We start from the raw sequence: 17130 nt of genomic DNA, 5'->3' as shown, positions 1-17130 counted from the left end.
CCCCCGAGCTGCGGTTCTCACCCGTTTGGGCGTGCGCCGAAGAGTTAGGGGCAGCAACCCGTCGCCGATGAGATAAGGTGCGCTCTGTGTCCACATATTGTCACCTCCCTACGTTCGCCTACCTGAGTAGGTAAGACAGGTGCCGAATGCTTACCTACATTCTATGTCGGCTGCGGCGCAGCCGATAGGTACTGATGTGGTAACGGCCGAGGACGTGGGCGCCGAGCTGCGCCGGCTGCGCAAGGCGGCCGGGCAGACCCAGGCGGACGTGGCCCGGATCGTCGGGGTGAGCCGGGCCAATCTGACGCAGTGGGAGACCGGGCGTTACCTCCCGTCGGTGGAGAACGCCCGGCTGCTCGACGATCACTTCCGCGCGGCGAACGCGCTGGTCGACCTGGCCGAAGCGGCCCGGTCACCGGCTCCGGCGGGCGGCGCCGTCGTCTCGACGGGCGGCTCGCTGCTCGAAGTCTTCCGGCTGGCGGGACACAGCCTCGCCGGCCACCTGATCCGCGACGAAAACGGCCGCGCGGCCGGCTGGCGGCACAACCTCCAGCAGCGGGGCGAGCAGACCACGCTCGCCACGGCCTACGGGATCAGCGCCATGGTCGTGTTGGGTGAGCCCTACATCGACCTACATACAGTCGTCGAGGAGCTCTACGCCAAGAGGACCGACTTCGGCTGGCAGGGCCGGTCGGCGGGCCGCCGCCCGGAAGCCACCGCGGCGGTCGTGGACGCGCTGTTCCGGGCCAGCACCATCCTCTCGGCCGAGGAAGGGCTGGAACACCTCCAGCACTCGCTCGACGACTACAGCCGGACCCGGCCGTTCCTGCTCGCCACCGCGCTGCGCACGTCGGCCCGGCTGGGCCCCGACGCCCCGCTGACCCGCGCGCTGACGGACGATCTCCTCGCCGTGCGGCTCGACTTCGACGGCGTCCCGCTGTGGGGCGAGAAGAAGGAGCCGAGGCTGGTGGCGCCGGAACCCTCCGCGGCGCACACCGCGCGGGCCGTCGTGGCGCTGCGGGAACTGCTGCGCACCGGCGAGGACCGCGCCGACGTCCGGGAAGCGGTCGAGGTGGGCACGCAGTGGCTCGTCGAGCGGGCCCACCCGGACGACGGCGTCTCGGAAGACCTGGCACTTCCCCAGCCCGGCGCACGGCACGCTGTCCGGGTGAACATCAAGCACTTCACCGCCGCATGGGTCGTCCAGGCCCTGGCCGAGGCGCCGCAGGTGCCGATGATCCGGCTGAACCGCGCGCTCAGCTCGCTATGGGAACGCTACGAAGCCTCCCTCGGCCTGTGGGCCTGGGGTAGTGGCGACCTTCCGATCTGGATGACTCTCGACGCCGTGACGGCCCTGCGCTCGGCCGCGCTGGCCTTCGCGGCACCTCCGTTCCTTCCGCCTCCAGCCGCAGAATAGAGAAGTCCCCGCACGATGAGCACGACTCCTTTCGTCGTCGCCGCCGACCAATCCTTCCCGCGTCTGGTCGCGGAAGCCTTGCGCGGCAACGACTCCCAGCCCGGCCTCGCCCAGCTCGAAGCGGCGGCCGAGCACATCCGCGCCTCCCGGCGCGCGTTCGCGGCCTGGCTGCGAGACCTGGCGGCCGACGACACGGCGGTCGCCGAAATCGCGAAACGCTCGTACTGGCATCCCAACGGCTTCGCGAAGATCGTCCTCCACACGGGGGTCGAGCCGGAGTTCCGCATCCGCCTCCACGTCTGGCCGCGGAGCGAGACGCCGTCGGACGGCGAGTCCAACCCGCACAGCCATCGCTGGGAGTTCGCTTCCCACGTGCTGACCGGAACCGGGATGCACATGGTCGAGTTCGCGGAGACGGCCGAAGGCGGCCGGCCCTACCAGCGGTACCGCTACGGCACCGACCCCGCGAACCCGGCGGCCCTCGTCGCCGACGGCGAGGTCCGGCTCAAACGCCGCGGGGTGCCGCACGTCCAGAGCGGCGACGTGTACACGTGTGACACCTCGATCGTCCACACGGTGCGCCCGATCGACGCCGGGCTCACCGCGACGGTCGTGGTGCAGGGGCCGCGGCGGACGCCCACCACCGTCGTCTACTGCGAGCCGGGGGAAAGCGACGACCAGCCCAACGTCGACCTCACCGAGGCCGACTTCGGAAAGCTCGTGAGCGAGCTACTGGTGAGCCTCGACCGGGAGGTCGCACCATGAAGTTCGTGGAGCTGGGAGCCCAGGTCGAGACGGGCGTGGACCGCGGCGTGCTGACCGACCGCGCCATCCGGCGGGCCCACCGGTCCGGCGAGCTGCGGGTGGAGCCGTTCGACGACGCGCTCGTGCGGCCGGCCGCGCTCAGCCTGCGGCTCGGGCACGAGGCGTTCACACTGGTGACGACCGGGCCGGTCGACGTCGCCGACCGGTCGACCCATCCCCAGCTGGTCTCGAAGGAGCTGGACGCTCATGGCCGGCTGGTGGTCGACCCCGGGGAAGTCGTGCTCGCGCCGACCCTGGAGAAGATCGGCCTTTCCGAGCACCTCGCCGGCCTCGTCGACGGGACCAGCGACTACGCGCGGCTCGGGATCAGTGTCGTGCTGTGCGGGCAGGTCAGCCCCGGCTTCGGCCGGGACGCGGGTGCGGTGATCACCCTGGAGATCGTCAACCACCTCCGGCACCCGGTGCTGTTGTATCCCGGCGCCCGGATCTGCAACTTGATGCTGTTCGCTTCGAGCGGGAGCGAGCTGCCCTACGGCGAAATGCCGCACAACTACTCGAACGACCACGCGGTCGTCGCGTCCCGATTGGCGGATCATGTCCGGCACAACTGAGCTGAGCCTCGGCGAACTGGGTGAGCGGGGCATCCAGGAAAAGGTGTTGCGCCCCCGGTACGGCGGCACGGAAGGCTTCGGCGACGACAGCGCCCTGCTCGGCGCGGTGACGACGCCGAGCGAGCTCGTCGCGACCACCGACAGCTGCCCGACGCCGCTGGTCAACATCCTCGCCGAACCGGACCTGTTCCACGCGGGCTGGCTGCTGGCCACGATCAACCTGTCCGACCTGGCCGCCGCCGGTGCCGAGCCGCTCGGCCTCGTCGTGAACTACACCCTCCCGAAGTCGACGACGGTCGGGGAGTTCGAGCGGCTCCTCGACGGCGTCGACGCCTGTTGCCACGCGCACGGAACGAAGGTCGCGGGCGGCGACATCCGGGACGGCGCCACGACGCAGCTGACGGCCACCGCGATCGGCCGGTGCGTGCCGGGCAGCAGGCTCGGGCGGTCCGGGGCGAAGGCGGGCGACCGACTGCTGCTGGTCGGCTCGCCCGGGCACCTCTGGGCGGCGGCCCTGGTGAAGACGGGGCGGGCGACGCTCCCGGCACCGGCGGCGGACGAGCTCTGGCAGCGCGCGTGCCGGCCCGAAGCCCAGCTGAAAGCCGGGCAGCTGCTGGCCGCCACCGGACTCGCCCGCGCGGCGATGGACGTTTCCGACGGCCTGTTCGCCACCGTCCGGACCCTCGGCGAGGCGAACGGCCTCGGCGCGGCGGTCACCGAAGAGTTCGAAGTGGACGAACTCGTGGCCGAGGTGGCCGAGCAGAGTGGTCTGCGGCCCTTCGACCTCGCGCAGACGTGGGGCGACTGGGGACTGGTCGTCGCCACCCGGGCCGAGGACGTCGGGCTGGTCACCAAGACATTGCGCGAAGAAGGTGTCGCGGCCCAGGAAATCGGGACGCTCACGGCGGACCCGCGGCTCACCCTGGGAACCGCGAAGGCTCCCTGGCAGGGAATCGCGCAGGAGCGGTTCTCGGCCAGTTCCTGGCACGGCGGTGAACTGTCCACAGTGATCACCGACGTGCTGGGAAAGCGCTGAAGTCAGCTGTGGGCGCGTAGCGGGACGACGTTGCTCGGGAGAAGAGCCCGCTCACGGCGGGCCGCGGTGGGGCTGATCGTCAGCGTCACCAGGCTCGCGTATCTCGGGTGACGGTCGACGTACACCTCGGGTGCCGAACATGCCGCGGCGAGGACGGCGCGGTGGCGGTGGAGGTGCTCGAACGCCTCACGGCCGAACAGCGACACGACGATGTCACCGCCACGGGGACGGCTCCACAGGATCGCCGGCCGGCGGCCGCCGGGCAGCCGCAGCTGCGGGAACGTCGCCCGCAGCCGGTGTTGCAGGGCGACCGCCCGGATCCGCGCTCGCAGGTGCCGGCGCCGCAGCACCGCCAGGACGACGGCGGTGCCGAAGACCACCGATGTCCACAGTGGACCGGCCAACAGTGCGAACGTCACCACGCCGTAGGGGAGGAGTGTGATGGCCAGGATCTCCCACCGCCAGTGGTAGAGCCAGACGGGGAACGGACTCGCGGGAGTGCGCCTGTCGGTCATTTCCGTGCTCCTTCCGAGCAACCGGCGGCGAAGGAGGCCGCCGAGGTGGCGTGAGAGACGTCCGGCCGCGATGCCCGCCACGAGGGCCGCGACGACCGCCGGCGCGGACGTCATGTCGGAATCCGTGTCTTCGGGTCGTGCTCGGGCCGGCGGTCCTGGTCCCGTCCGAGCCCCCAGGCCCACCGCCAGCCCGCCCAGACCGCGACGGCGGATCCCAGCAGAACCAACGCCAAGGCCTGGCCCACGAGCCCGCGGAGCGGCGCGAGTCGCAGGAGCACCAGCAGCGCCCAGATCTGCGAAGCGGTGAACGGAATGACGAGCCCGGCCGCGTAGACGCCGCGACGCCAGAGACTGCGGCGCGGCTGCGTGATTTCGGTGTCCATGAAGCCCCTCCTCTGCCGTGGATCCAGGAAACCTCCGGCCGGCCCGGCGCCGTGTGCCAGCTGACACACAAGGCGGAGATTCAGCCCGCCAGACGCCGGAGTTCGCCCAAGCGGTGGATCGTCACCTGCTTTCTGCCGGTGCTGATCACCCCCTGCAGACGGAGGTCACGCGTCGCGCGTGCCCAGGACTCGCGGGAGATCGCCGCGGTCATCGCCAGTTCGGCCTGCGTCGCCGGCAGGGCGATTTCGATGTCGTCGCCCCGCCGCACGCCGTGCTGGACGGCCAGTTGCATCAGGTGCGCGGCCACCCGTCGCGACGCGGTGCCGGTGCCCAGATCCAGCCACTGCCTGCCGATCGACCGGAGGCGCGTGGACAGCACAAGCAGAAGTGCCCAGGAGATCCGCGACCGCGTGCGGCACAGCGAGGCGAACCGGGCGCCCGGAACCTCCAGCACTTCCAGGTCCTCCAACGCTTCGACGGTCGCCGATCGCGGCATCGCGTCGATCGCCGCGAGTTCACCGACGACGTCGCCGGCGCCCCGCACCCCGACGATCACTTCGCGGCCATCGGGAGTGACGTTGACGATCCGCACGTGCCCGGACAGCAGCAGAAGCACGCCGCTGGAGTGGTCGCCTTCCCGGCAGATCGTCTCGCCGCACCGGTAGGAGCGCGGGGTCGCGGACTCGGTGAGCACCTGCCGGTCGGCGGTGCCCAGGCCGGCCCAGAACCCACTCGCCTCCATGCGCCGGCCCTCCCCGGTCACGCGCTGAGAGTCTGCTTCGGCCGACTGGCTTCGGGAGTGAACAGCCAGCCTCTGAGCCGTTCGTCGCCCAGCTTGATCTGGACCGCTCGCGTGAACGCACTGCGCTCGACACCCGGGTATCCGTGCCGCACGACCGCCCGGTGGATCTCTTGGGAGACAGCGAGTACCAGTGGTTCGGTCGTCTCGCGCAGCCGTCGTTTGAGCTCGGCGGCGTCCACCAGGCGGCAGGCGATGTCGACGTCTTCGCCGTACGGCCCGCGGCTGTCACGGTGGACTTCGCCCGCGTGCACGGCGACGCGTAGCCGGAAGGCGAGTTCCGGGTGGCTTTCCGCGTGCCGGGTGAGCAGGTCGGTCAACGCCGGGACGACCGCCGTCAGGAGCAAGGCCTTGGGTGCCTGATCCACCGGGCGGACGAAGCACAGTGCCCCGTCGCCGCGGTCGAGGAGCGGATCACGGTGCTTCCTGGCGATCCCGCCGGCCAGGAAGGCCGCCTCGAGAAGCTGGAAGAGAACCGAGCGGAGCTGGGTACGCACCGAGTTCGTCCGCTCGGTCGACCCTGCGATGTCGACCGCCACGATGGCCCGGTGCCGCGGTAAGTCAGCTGAAGTGTCCATGGCCCGCTCCTGGCTTCAGGTCAGAACTGAAGTTCAGTCAAGTTGACTGTATGGCCTGGAGTGCCCTTGAACAACCGAGCTAGATCGGGTGTTATCTGTTTGGTGTCCGGTAAATTTGGGCTAAGGTCACGGTTCAGTCGCGGCCCTGGCGTGGCGTCGGATGGTGCCGAAGTAGGTAAGAGTAAGATGTGCGCTCTTGCCTACCACGCTGAACTATACTGAACTTTTCTGAAGGGCGGCCTGTCGTGTCCCCACCCGAGCCTCGGCCCGCGCTCGCGCGCCGTCTGCGCGCGCTGCGGGAGGGGGCCGGTATCACCCAGGCTCAGCTCGCTCAGGCCCTCGGCGGGGAGAAGCCGCTCAGCGTTTCGCTGATCTCGTCGTGGGAGAACCCTGACAAGCCGGGCACCCCGCCGGCCCATCGGCTGAGCGCGTACGCCTCTCTGTTCGCCACCCTGTCCGCGGGCGGCGGCACCGTCCGCGTCCTCTCGGTGGAACAGCTGACGGACGAGGAGCGCGGCCGGCACGACGAACTGCTCGAGGAGCTGCTCTGGCTCCGGGACGGACGTGAACGCACTGTCGATCCCGAGACCGATGTCTGGCGTTTCCCGGAGAACGAGGACGTCACGATCGTCTGCGCCGCGCTCCCGTTGAACCTGCGGAAGCACCTGACGTACGCAGATCCGGAAAGCGCCGACTTCACCTCGCTGTACACCTACGCCGACCCCGACGCGCTCATCGAGTTGTTCGGTCACATAAGGTCGGTCAACCCGCGGCACCAAGTCAGCTTCCACACCACAGAAGAGCTAACCGCCGACCACTACACGACCCACCTCGTGCTCCTGGGTGGCGTGGATTGGAACACTGTCACCCGCGACGTCATCGAGCGTGTCGACCTGCCGGTGCGGCAGGTCGCGCGAGACGAAAACGCGCCGACCAGCAGCCCTGGCGGCTTCCTCGTCGAGCGTGCCGGCGGGTCGGAGCTTTTCCCGCCCCTGCTGGACAGCGAAGGTCATCTGTTGGAAGACGTGGCACATTTCTACCGGGGCGTGAGTCCGTTCAACCGGAAGCGGACTGTGACCGTATGTAACGGAATGTATGGCCGGGGCACCCTGGGTGCGGTTCGGGTGCTGACCGACGAGCGGTTCCGGGACCGGAACCAGGACTATCTCCGGAGCCGGTTCGGCAACGCGGAGTCGTTCAGCATCATCAGCCGGGTGCAGGTCGTCGGCGGCCGGGGCCTGACTCCCGACTGGACCATCGAGGAGAACCGGTTGCACGAATGGCCCGAGGCCGCCGCATGAACGCGCGGCAGCACGAGTCCCACCTGGCCCTGCTGACCCACGTCGAAGCGGCCAAGGCTCCCCGCGCGGACCTGGACGCGATCATCGTGCCCAACGGGCGGCAGGCGGCCTACCTGGAACAGGCCATCACCGCGGCGAAGCGGCTCGATGCGCACCTTCTGCTGCTGTGCAGCATGCGAGCCAACGCCTCGAGCGCCGCCTTGGCGGCCAAGCGGGCAGGCGTCCGGGTGACGGCCATCGATATGGACCTGCTGCCCGCCCGGGTCGTACCCGACTTCGCCACCGACGAGCTGCTCCGGTTCGGCCGGTTCCACCGGCTTGCCGACACCAGCCTCAAACGGAACCTCGGCTTGCTCATCGGGAGCCTCGCCGGTTGGAAGAGGGTGCTCTTCCTCGACGACGACATCAAACTGCCGGACCCCGACGACCTCGCCGCCGCGGCCGGGATGCTCGCCGAGTACCCGGTCGTCGGGCTCGCGAACGCGGGGATGCCGGACAACTCGGTCGTCTGCCACGCGCGTCGCGAGGTCGGTGCCGCCCAGGACACGTTCATCGGCGGCGGCGCCATGCTGGTCGGCGAATCCGCGTTCTCCTCGTTCTTCCCCAACATCTACAACGAGGACTGGTTCTTCCTGCTGGACGAACGGTGGCTGCGGCCAGCGGCCCTCATCGGGACCGCGTTACAGGACGACTACGACCCGTACAACGATCCCCGGCGCGCCCGTGGCGAAGAGTTGGGGGACACCCTCGCCGAAGGTGTCTTCGGTCTGCTGGACAACGGCAGGGGGCTGGCTGACGCCGACGAACGGTACTGGGCCGAATTCCTCGAAGCGCGCCGTGAGGTCATCCGCACCACCATCGCCCGGGTCGTGGAGTCGGCGATCGAGCCGGCGAAGCGGGCGAGGATGGTCGAAGCGCTCAAAGCGTCGATCGGCCGCAGCCACCTGATCACGCCGGACCTGTGCGTGAGATACCTGCGGGCGGCGCAGACCGACCGCGTGCGCTGGCACGAGCACATCCGCGACCACCGCGGCAGTCTGGGGATAGAGGGCGCCCTCACCGCCTTGGGCGTCGGCCACATCGCCCAGCCGGGCACCGACGGCCGGATAAGCACTGGCGCGAAGCGGCGGGTTGGCTGCTGCTAGTCGGCCAGGCTCGAGTTCCGCTGCGCGGGAGCGAGGTCGGCGATGGTTTCCGCGATCGCGAACCTCTCCGCCGCACCCAGCCGTTCGTAGATGGCCAGAGCCTCATGGAAATGGTCGAGGGTCAGCGCCGGGTCTCCCAGAACGGCAACGCAGCGGCCGATGCCCGCGAGGGCTCGTGCTTCTTCGATCGGTGTGTTGATCGTCCTGGCCTCCCGCAACGCCATCTGGTGCTGCGCTTTGGCTTCCGTCGGCCTTCCTGAAGCGAGCAGGAGGGTGCCTTTGTGGTTCAGCGTCTCCGCGACACCCAGGTGTTGCCCGAGCGTCCGGTACAGCGCGAGGGCGCGATCATGCGATGCCATCGCGGCGGAGAAGTTCTTCGTCATCGCTTGCGCCGCGCCGAGTTCGCTAAGGGCGATGGCCTGGCCGATGCGATCGCCGAAGTTTTTCGCGATGTCCAGAGCTTCCCGATGGGCGCCGATCGCCTTCCCCGGCTCACCTTTCGCTCGCAAAGCAGTGCCGAGATTGTTGAGGGTGAGGGCTTGGTGGAATCCGTCACCGAGACTGCGGTATACGTCGAGGGCCCTCTCATGGAGTTCGATCGCGGAAATGTAGTCACCGGTCATCCGTTTCGCCACGCCGAGTTCATTGACCGCGTCGGCTTGGCCGATGTGGTCGCCCAGCGTCGTGTAGATGTCCAACGCCTTGCTGTGTTCCGATATCGCGGCCGTGTAGTCGCCGTTGACGAGGCGGATGATGCCCAGTCCGTTGAGCGCGCACGCCTCGTCGATGCGGTCGCCGAGCGCGCGTGACAGCGACAGGGCCTCCAGATAGGCGTCGGCCGCCTGGGAATACTCGTCCGTCTGCCGCCACGCCCGGCCCAGCTGGATGAGCGTCCCCACCTGACCGAGTTTGTGGTCCAAGCCGCAGTAGATCTCGTAGGCTCCGGAGAGGGCGGAGATTGCCGCCGAGTACTCGGCCATCCGGTGCCGAACCCGCCCAACGCGATGAAGGGCGTCAGCGGTGTGCAAGCTGTCGCCGATGCCCTGTGCCGCTGCTGCTGCGTCGCTGTGCAGAACGACAGCCTGGTCCCAGGGGCCTACAGTGTCCAGGAACGCCGCTGTCGCGGCCGCCAGGCCGATGACCTGCTCGGGCAGGGACCGGGCGGCGGCATACCTCGCGCAGGCGAGCAGGTTCGCGGACTCGGTGTGCATCCACTTCCAAGCGTCGTCGCGAGTGGACAAAGCCGGTGCGGCCGGCGAGGAAGCCTCCAGCGGTTCGGCTCGTGGAGCGTCTCTCATGAGTTCTGCCGTGATAATCCGGTCTGCGGTCGCCGCCGTGTTCTTGTAATGATCGAGCAGCCGTTGGACCGCCTGTTCGCGGTCATCGGCGGTCTCGTCTTCGACAAGGGTCCGTGAATACTCGCGGACGAGGTCGTGCATGCGATAACGCTCTCGTGCCGTTTCGTTGAGGAGGTGGTCGTTGTACAGGCTGTCGAGGTGCAGCCGAGCGTCGGCGATCGGGATGTCGGCGAGTGCGGCGGCGCTGTGAACCTCGAATTCCGTGCCGGGGTGCAGGCTTATGTAGCGGAAAAAGCGTTGCCTGCTCGCTTGCAGGTTGCAGTACGACAGGTGGAACGCCGCGGTCACGGCGACTTCTTCCGAATGGGTCTGCCTGATGACCCAATCGTGCGATTCGTGCAGGTTGCTGGCGAGGTCTTCGAGGCTCCACGTCGGGTGGTCACGTAGCCGGCCGGCCAGGAGTGAAATCGCGAGCGGAAGGTGACCGCAAGAACCGATCACGTCCGCCAGCAGATCCGCCTGAGGCCCGGGTACCTCGCGCTGCGAGAGGCTGGTGAAGAGGTCGGTCGCTTCGCGAGTGGGCAGCGTGTCCAAGGACAGCGTTATCGTGGTGTCGAGTGCTGTCAGGCGGCGCCGGCTGGTCACGAGAACCAGGCAGCCCGGAGTCGCGGGCAGCAGAGGCTCGACTTGCCGGTGGCTGTCCGCGTCGTCCAGAACGAGCAGAACGCGCTTGCCGGCGACCCAGTCGCGCCACATCGCCGCCCGGGCGTCGAGATCGGCGGGGATGTGCTGAGCGTCGACACCGACTGTGGTGAGCAAGGATGCCAGGGCATCGGTGGATTTGACGGGGGTTTGTCCGGGGGTGTGGGCGTGCAACCTCAGGAACAGTTGGGCGTCCGGAAACCGGCCGGCCATGAGGTGGGCGGCGTGGGTGGCGAACGAAGTCTTGCCGATTCCGGCCATTCCGTCGATCGCCTGGATGCCCACGACCTGTCGCCCGACCTCCTCGCGAGCGGCTTTGATCAGCCTGGTCAGCTCTTCCGTCCGCCCGGTGAACGAGGCCGTGTCGCGAGGGAGCGTCCACGTGATGGACGTGCGGCCACGTGTGGGGCTCGCGTAGGACCGCTGTTCCGGGATCGACCTGGGATGGTCTTCGGCAGTTCGCCGGGACGTCACGAGGTAGCGGCCCGGCGCTTCGATCGCGAGGGGTTGGTCCGGCAGGCAGATCCATCCCGTCGTGCTGGTCTCCTTGACCTCGACCGGTAGCGGGCGATAGCTCCCGGCATGCGCGCCCGCGCAATGTCGGATGACCTCTTCGAAGAACCAGGAGGAGACGACCATGGCCAGGACCCCCGGTGAACCGGCGAGGGCGTTCCTCACCGGTGTCGAGTCGATGAGGCGGAACGTCAAGTTGATCGCCGCGCCGGCGAAGCCGTGGTCATCCGGATAGATCTCTCCCGCGTGGAGCGCCACGCGCAGACGTATCCGCGCTTCTTCGGCGTGCTTGCCGTTGTGCTCGCGCAACGCGGCAACCAGTTGTCCGGGGAGCGCTTCCGCGAAGAGTGATTTGGGCTGGTCCGGTGGGGCGAGAACCATTACCCCGTCACCGCAGTCGTCGAGTTGGCATTTGTCCAACGAGAGTCCCGCGCGGCCGAAAGCGACCTGCAGGATCTCATACATCCCGTGGCGCACGGCGAGCCGATGTTGATTCGTCCGGTGTTCGTTCCCGTAACCTTCGACATCCACAACGAGGATGGTGCGATGCACGGCCAATCGTGAAGGTGCCATCTCACCTCGTCTCAGGGCGGTCCAACCGAGTCCTGACGAACCAGGATCCCCAACCTGCCCCCATCGATGCAAGCCGCCGGTTCGCCGGAACCCTCATCGGATCTCCACATCAGCGGGTTCACGAAGTCCACGGAGCCACGCCATCATCGAACTGATGACGGACGAACACTGGCTCGAGGACTTCGAAACCGAAGCGGGACGCCGACGTCAGCGTCGAGATCCGCCGTGGGAAGGGGCGTGAAAATTGGTTCCGGCGGGCGCTCGGGCTGCGACTCGACCCTGGCCACGAGAGCTCGCCTAGGCCGCTTGCCCGGGCGTGGTCTCCCGTAGATCCTCGACCACCACGTCGCCGCGTTCCCGTCTGACGAGCCCGGCACGCTGAACCAGGTGGGCGTAGTAGCGAGTGGCCATGCGGTGAGCCCAGCGCACGCCGAACCGCTCATGGCGGCGGATCGCCTGCTTTTCATCGGTGGTGACTGCCGGGCAGGCCTGCTCGCGCAGGTTCTTGACCATCACGTGGCAGCGTTCCCGCTTCAGCGTCACGCGGCCGTTTTTTCTGTGGATCCGCGCGTAGCAGATCACGTCGGGGTGCCCCCATATCGCGAAACCGAGCCGGTGGTACAGCCGGATGGCGCCCTTGTTGTTCGTGCGAACCGCCAAGGCCACCTGATCCTGACCGTGCTTGAGCAGTTCGCCCTCGACCTCGGCGATCAGCTTCCGGCCGATGCCCTGGTTGCGGAGGTGAGGCAGCACCTCGAGGTTCATGAGCAGCGCGACGCCCGGCAGGTGATCCCGGATCTCCTGTTCCTCGGCTTCGCGCCGCCACAAATAGACCAACCCCGGGGGCTCGTCGTCCTTCCAGGCGGCGAACAGCTTGCCTTCGCCGTCCTTTTGGCGGCGGAACCGGTCGTCAATGAGCTGCGGATTTCCCAACACGGCGGTCAGCTGGTCAATCTCGTGAGCCTCGACCTGCCACACGCCGTAAGGGGTCATCGCACGGGCTCCTGTTCGCCTGATACCGGTCTGATCCAATCACAGAGAAGGTGACAGGGCGTGCTGGGGGCATCGGCGAGTCGGAGTCGAATGGGGCCTGAGTCGTTTGGCGGACATCCGAGAACAGGAGGTGACGCCCTCGGGAAGGATCCCACGACAAGTCGAACTACGAGGTCGCGGTGAGGTCGTAGACCGTTACGCCATCCACAGTGGACGCCTGGTAGTGCGAAGCGACCCACTCGGCGATCCGCTGGGCCGCGTCCGAGCCGCTGGTTCCCGGCATCGTCATACCCTCGCCGAGGAAATAGTGAATCGCCCCGCTATCGACGTATTGCTGGAACTGCTCCAGCGTCGGGTACGGGTCGGTGCCGTTGAACCCGCCCACCGCCATCACCGGGGCGCCACTGGCGAGCTGGTAGCCCGCGGCAGAGTTGGACAGCACCGTCGCCGCCGTCCAGGTGTAGTGAGACGTGTCTTCCCGAAGCAGTGCCGTCAGCTGTGCGCCCGGCATCGTCGTCGAGAGCAGCGAACCCGGGCCGCCGCGGCCACCAGGACCACCGAAGAGGCCACCGAAACCCGATGAAGGCCCGGCCGACGGGATCGCGCCGCTGTGGGTCGTCGCCGCCGTTGCCAGCGTGTACGCGCCCGTGCCGGAAAGCAGCACGACCAGTCCCAAAGCCGCCACCAGGGAAGCCGCCCAGCGGGTCAGGTGCGCCGCGAAGAACAGCGCGACCGCCGCCAGCAGCCCGCCCACCAGCACCGTCGGTGCCAGCCACGGCTGCCACGACGACCCCGGCAGCAGCAGATAAGCGGTGACAGCCGTGAGGGCGATGCCGCCGCTGAGCAGTCCGGACGCCGCGGGGTTCGCTCGCAGCCGCCACAACTGGACCGCCGCCGTGCCGACCAGGGCGCCCACCGCCGGCGCCAGGACGACCGTGTAGTACGGGTGGATGATCCCGCCCATGTAGCTGAACACCAGCGCCGTCACCAGCAGCCAGCCGCCCCACAGCAGCAGGGCCGCGCGCGAGCGGTCGGTGCGTGGCGCCCGGCGCGTGAACCACAGGCCGGCGCCCAGCGCCAGCAGCGCCGCCGGGAGCAGCCAGGCGATGCCGCCCGCCATTTCGCCGCCGAACAGCCGGGTCAGGCCGGTCGAACCCCAGCCACGGCCCGCGCCGCCGCCGACGCTGCCGACCTCGTCGCCGGTGAGCCGGCCGAAGCCGTTGTAGCCGAAGACCAGCTCCCACAGCGAGTTCGTCTGCGATCCGCCGATGAACGGCCGGTCGGCCGCCGGCCACAGCGCGACGACCACGAGGTACCAGCCGGCCGCGACGACAGTCGCCGCGAGTGCGGCGAGCAGGTGCAGCAGCCGCTTGGGCGGCGACACCGGCGCCGCGACGACATAAGCGAGCGCGAAAGCAGGCAGCACGAGGAAGGCCTGCAGCATCTTCGCCAGGAAGCCGAAGCCGACCGCGACGCCGGCCAGCGCGAGCCAGCGCGGGCTCGCCTTCTCGAGGGCCCGCACCACGCAGTAGGCGCCCGCGACCAGCAGGAGCACGAGCAGCGCGTCCGGGTTGTTGAAGCGGAACATCAGCGCGGCCGCCGGTGTCAGCGCCAGCACCAGGCCCGCGACGAGCCCGGCCGTGGGGCCCGAGGTGCGGCGAACGGTCGCGAACAGCAGCCAGACCGAGGCGACGCCCATCAGCGCCTGCGGCACCAGGACGCTCCAGGCGTTGACGCCGAACAGCCGTGCCGAAAGGCCCATCACCCACAGCGCCGCCGGCGTCTTGTCGACGGTGATCGCGTTCGCCGCGTCGCTGGAGCCGAAGAACAGCGCCTTCCAGCTCTGCGAGCCCGCCTGCGCGGCCGCCGAGTAGAAGGCGTTGGCCCACCCGGACGCGCCGAGACCCCACAGGTAGAGCACGGCGGTGGCGAGGAGGAGCGCGGCCAGGGCGGGGCGGTGCCAGGTGCGGCGAGCGGGCGGAGAAGGGGGTACGGCGGGGCTCCGGGTGGCGGAGCCCCCGGCCCGGGGCGAAGCCCCGGATGTCACAGCGGTCATGAGCTCAGCTTCCGGTGCCGAGCTGGGGCCGGATTGTGTCGACGCTGTGCACTCGCTGTGCGGGCACGGCCACGGGCAGGCGCACCGCGAACTCGGTCCGGCCGGGGCGGCTGTGCACCTCGATCGTGCCGTGGTGGGCGACGACGACAGCGGACGCGATCGCCATCCCGAGCCCGGTGCTGCCGGCGTTGCGGGAGCGCGACGAGTCGCCGCGGGCGAACCGCTCGAAGACGTCCGGCAGCAGGTCCGGCGCGATGCCGGGGCCGTTGTCGGTCACCGTGAGCACCGCGCTGCCGTCCGCCGAGCGGGCCAGCGCGGTCACCACCGTGGTACCGGGCGGGGTGTGCGTGCGGGCGTTGGCCAGCAGGTTGGCCAGCACCTGGTGCAGGCGTTGGACGTCGCCGAGCACGAACACCGGGTCCTGGGACAGCTCCAGGAACCACCGATGCTCGCGCCCGGCGACCTGGGCGTCGCCGACCGCGTCGGCGACCAGCCGGGTGAGGTCGACTTCGCGCACGTCCAGCGGGCGGCCGGCGTCGAGCCGGGCGAGCAGCAGGAGGTCTTCCACGAGCGCCGTCATCCGGACGGCTTCGGACTGGATCCGGCCCATCGAGTGCGCGACGTCCGGCGGCACCAGCGCGCTGCCGCGGGCGGCCAGCTCGGCGTACCCGCGGATCGCCGCGAGCGGCGTCCGCAGCTCGTGGCTGGCGTCCGCGACGAACTGCCGGACCCGGATCTCGCTGCCGTGCCGCGCTTCCAGCGCCTGCGCGACGTGGCCGAGCATCAGGTTCAGCGCCGAGCCGACCTGCCCGACCTCGGTCCGCGGGTCGGTGTCGGCCTCGGGGACGCGGATGGACAGCGCCACCTCGCCGCGGTCGAGCGGCAGCTGGGTGACCTGGCCGGCGGTGGCCGCGACGCGATCGAGCGGCCGGAGCGTGCGGCGGACCGCGAACGCGCCGAGGAAGGCCGCGCCGAGCACGCCCGCGGCGGCGACGCCGAACAGGATCAGCCCGACGGTGACCAGCGTTTCGTTCACCGGCCGCATCGGCAAGCCGGTGACAACGACGTCGGACGTCCCGGTGACCGGCAGCGCCAGCAGGCGGTACTCGCCGAGGTCGTCGAAGGACACCGTGTGCGGCTCGCCGTCGGTGGGCACCGAGCGCATGACGGCCTGCTGGGCCGCGGTGAGCCGCAGCCGTTCGCCGTGCTCGGAAATGCTGTCGTCGTGGACGAGCCGCTGCCCGGAGAAGGTGCCGCTCACCGTGCCGACGTTCTGCCCGAGCGGGTGCTGGCCCGCCTGGTCGTCCGGCTGTGGCTGGGGCTGCGGCCCGCCGCGCTGTTGCGCGGCGTTGCTCGCGAAGACCAGCGAACGGGTCGCCGCGGCGGACAGCTGCTGGTCGATCTGGCGGGTGAGGAACACGTCGAGCGCGAACTCGCTGACGACCCCGACGATCAGGCACACCACCGTGAGCAGCGCGACCATCGAGCCGGTCAGCTTCGTGCGCAGCGAGAGCCGCCCCGACCGGCCGATCCGGTGGGGGCGGTGCGTGGTGGTGCGCGCGGCCATGGATTCAGCGTCCGTCCGCGCCGTGTGTGCGCGTTGTGTGCTGCCTGTGAGGCTGCTGTGCGGTGACCGGCCGGTCGCCGGACGCCGGGAGCGTCCGGTCACAGGAACGGCTGACGGCGGGCACAGTGCGCACACAGCGGGAGGCTCCACCGTGGATCGCACCGAAGCATCTCGTTAAGGAGCAACACATGACCACACCGCAGGCACCGTCCACTTCGGACCAGACATGGGGCGCGGCGCCCGCGCCGGGGACGCCCCCGCGGCCGAGCTGGTCGCCGGGCAAGAAGATCGCGGCGGGCGCTGTCGCGGCGGTGATCGTGGCCGGCGGGGGAGCGGCGGTCTGGGCCGCGTCGTCGTCGGCGGCCACCGACGCCGCGGCCGGGCCGGGCGGCATGACGGGCGGCCCGAGCGGCGGTCTGGGCGCGGCCTTGCACGGGGAGTACGTCGCCTCGGACGGAAACGGCGGCTACGTCACGAAGATCACGCAGACGGGCGAGGTGACGGAGCTGAGCGCGACGTCGCTGACCGCGAAGAGCGGCGACGGGTTCTCGAAGACGTACACGATCACCTCGGACCAGGCGACGGGCCTGGCGACGGGTGACACGGTGACGGTGGTGGCGACCGAGTCGGCCGACTCGGCGACGGCGACCTCGGTGACCGACTCGGCGACGGCGACCTCGGTGACCGACGGCGCCACGGGCGGCCAAGGCCAGCTGCCGGGCGGCGGTCAGGGAGCACCGCCGTCGGGAGCGCCCACCCGGACCGGCTGACTCGGCTCTCATGCGCCCCAATGTGGCGTTGGTTGCGTCCAACGCACCCAATGTGGCGTTCGGTGCGCTGGACCGCCGACCACCAGGGCGTGCTGGCCGCGCTGGAG

At 69.6% G+C, this 17130-nt stretch carries 15 protein-coding genes; 7 read left to right on the top strand and 8 right to left on the bottom strand.

Annotated features, from left to right (window positions below; genetic code table 11):
• Positions 1-196: 196 nt before the first annotated feature.
• The 4 genes from AB0M82_RS41635 to AB0M82_RS41620 are packed head-to-tail and all read left to right on the top strand — an operon-like array spanning position 197 to position 3829.
• The gene (locus tag AB0M82_RS41635; RefSeq protein ID WP_364734577.1) at positions 197-1417 is read left to right on the top strand and encodes a helix-turn-helix transcriptional regulator; all 1221 of its coding nucleotides are present in this window, start codon (positions 197-199) and stop codon (positions 1415-1417) included.
• Between the two features lie 15 nt (positions 1418-1432).
• Positions 1433-2182 carry a hypothetical protein gene (locus tag AB0M82_RS41630; RefSeq protein ID WP_364734575.1) on the top strand — a complete coding sequence of 250 codons (750 nt, stop codon included), beginning with the start codon at positions 1433-1435 and terminating at the stop codon, positions 2180-2182.
• The gene (gene dcd / locus AB0M82_RS41625; RefSeq protein ID WP_364734573.1) at positions 2179-2793 is read left to right on the top strand and encodes a dCTP deaminase; all 615 of its coding nucleotides are present in this window, start codon (positions 2179-2181) and stop codon (positions 2791-2793) included. The genes AB0M82_RS41630 and dcd overlap by 4 nt, the downstream gene beginning before the upstream one ends.
• Positions 2777-3829 (top strand): thiamine-phosphate kinase, encoded by a 1053-nt coding sequence (locus AB0M82_RS41620; RefSeq protein ID WP_364734571.1) that lies wholly within the window; start codon positions 2777-2779, stop codon positions 3827-3829. The genes dcd and AB0M82_RS41620 overlap by 17 nt, the downstream gene beginning before the upstream one ends.
• 2 nt (positions 3830-3831) lie before the next feature.
• Here AB0M82_RS41620 and AB0M82_RS41615 read toward each other — a convergent pair whose 3' ends face one another.
• The 4 genes from AB0M82_RS41615 to AB0M82_RS41600 all read right to left on the bottom strand — a co-directional run bounded on the left by AB0M82_RS41615 (position 3832) and on the right by AB0M82_RS41600 (position 6105).
• Positions 3832-4344: a hypothetical protein gene (locus AB0M82_RS41615; protein WP_364734569.1), complete on the bottom strand. Its 513-nt coding sequence runs from the start codon at positions 4342-4344 to the stop codon at positions 3832-3834.
• 110 nt (positions 4345-4454) lie between these two features.
• Complete coding sequence (locus AB0M82_RS41610; RefSeq protein WP_364734567.1) at positions 4455-4727, bottom strand: hypothetical protein; 273 nt, start codon at positions 4725-4727, stop codon at positions 4455-4457.
• An 80-nt stretch (positions 4728-4807) separates the two neighbouring features.
• A complete protein-coding gene (locus tag AB0M82_RS41605; protein WP_364734565.1) occupies positions 4808-5491 on the bottom strand; it encodes a Crp/Fnr family transcriptional regulator in 684 nt (227 codons plus the stop codon).
• The gene (locus tag AB0M82_RS41600) at positions 5488-6105 is read right to left on the bottom strand and encodes a hypothetical protein (RefSeq protein ID WP_364734563.1); all 618 of its coding nucleotides are present in this window, start codon (positions 6103-6105) and stop codon (positions 5488-5490) included. Before AB0M82_RS41600 ends, AB0M82_RS41605 begins: the two co-directional genes overlap by 4 nt.
• Positions 6106-6350: 245 nt before the next feature.
• On the opposite strand from AB0M82_RS41600, the gene AB0M82_RS41595 reads away from it, so the two are divergent.
• Entirely contained in the window at positions 6351-7406 is a 1056-nt protein-coding gene (locus tag AB0M82_RS41595) for a helix-turn-helix transcriptional regulator (protein ID WP_364734561.1), read from the top strand.
• Positions 7403-8551 (top strand): hypothetical protein, encoded by a 1149-nt coding sequence (locus tag AB0M82_RS41590; RefSeq protein ID WP_364734559.1) that lies wholly within the window; start codon positions 7403-7405, stop codon positions 8549-8551. Before AB0M82_RS41595 ends, AB0M82_RS41590 begins: the two co-directional genes overlap by 4 nt.
• Here the strand turns inward: AB0M82_RS41590 and AB0M82_RS41585 are convergent.
• The 4 genes from AB0M82_RS41585 to AB0M82_RS41570 all read right to left on the bottom strand — a co-directional run bounded on the left by AB0M82_RS41585 (position 8548) and on the right by AB0M82_RS41570 (position 16253).
• On the bottom strand, positions 8548-11595 hold the full coding sequence (locus AB0M82_RS41585; protein WP_364734557.1) for a tetratricopeptide repeat protein: 3048 nt from the start codon (positions 11593-11595) through the stop codon (positions 8548-8550). The genes AB0M82_RS41590 and AB0M82_RS41585 overlap by 4 nt on opposite strands.
• A 339-nt stretch (positions 11596-11934) precedes the next feature.
• Complete coding sequence (locus AB0M82_RS41580; protein ID WP_364734555.1) at positions 11935-12630, bottom strand: GNAT family N-acetyltransferase; 696 nt, start codon at positions 12628-12630, stop codon at positions 11935-11937.
• A 166-nt stretch (positions 12631-12796) separates the two neighbouring features.
• On the bottom strand, positions 12797-14686 hold the full coding sequence (locus AB0M82_RS41575; RefSeq protein ID WP_364734553.1) for a glycosyltransferase family 39 protein: 1890 nt from the start codon (positions 14684-14686) through the stop codon (positions 12797-12799).
• A gap of 4 nt (positions 14687-14690) precedes the next feature.
• Entirely contained in the window at positions 14691-16253 is a 1563-nt protein-coding gene (locus AB0M82_RS41570; RefSeq protein ID WP_364734551.1) for an ATP-binding protein, read from the bottom strand.
• A 188-nt stretch (positions 16254-16441) separates the two neighbouring features.
• On the opposite strand from AB0M82_RS41570, the gene AB0M82_RS41565 reads away from it, so the two are divergent.
• Complete coding sequence (locus AB0M82_RS41565; protein ID WP_364734549.1) at positions 16442-17023, top strand: hypothetical protein; 582 nt, start codon at positions 16442-16444, stop codon at positions 17021-17023.
• Positions 17024-17130 lie beyond the last annotated feature (107 nt).

Source organism: Amycolatopsis sp. NPDC051128, from assembly GCF_040682715.1.
GTDB lineage: Bacteria > Actinomycetota > Actinomycetes > Mycobacteriales > Pseudonocardiaceae > Amycolatopsis.
Note: the sequence above shows the minus strand (reverse complement) of the source record. Positions and strands in the feature narration are given on the sequence as shown.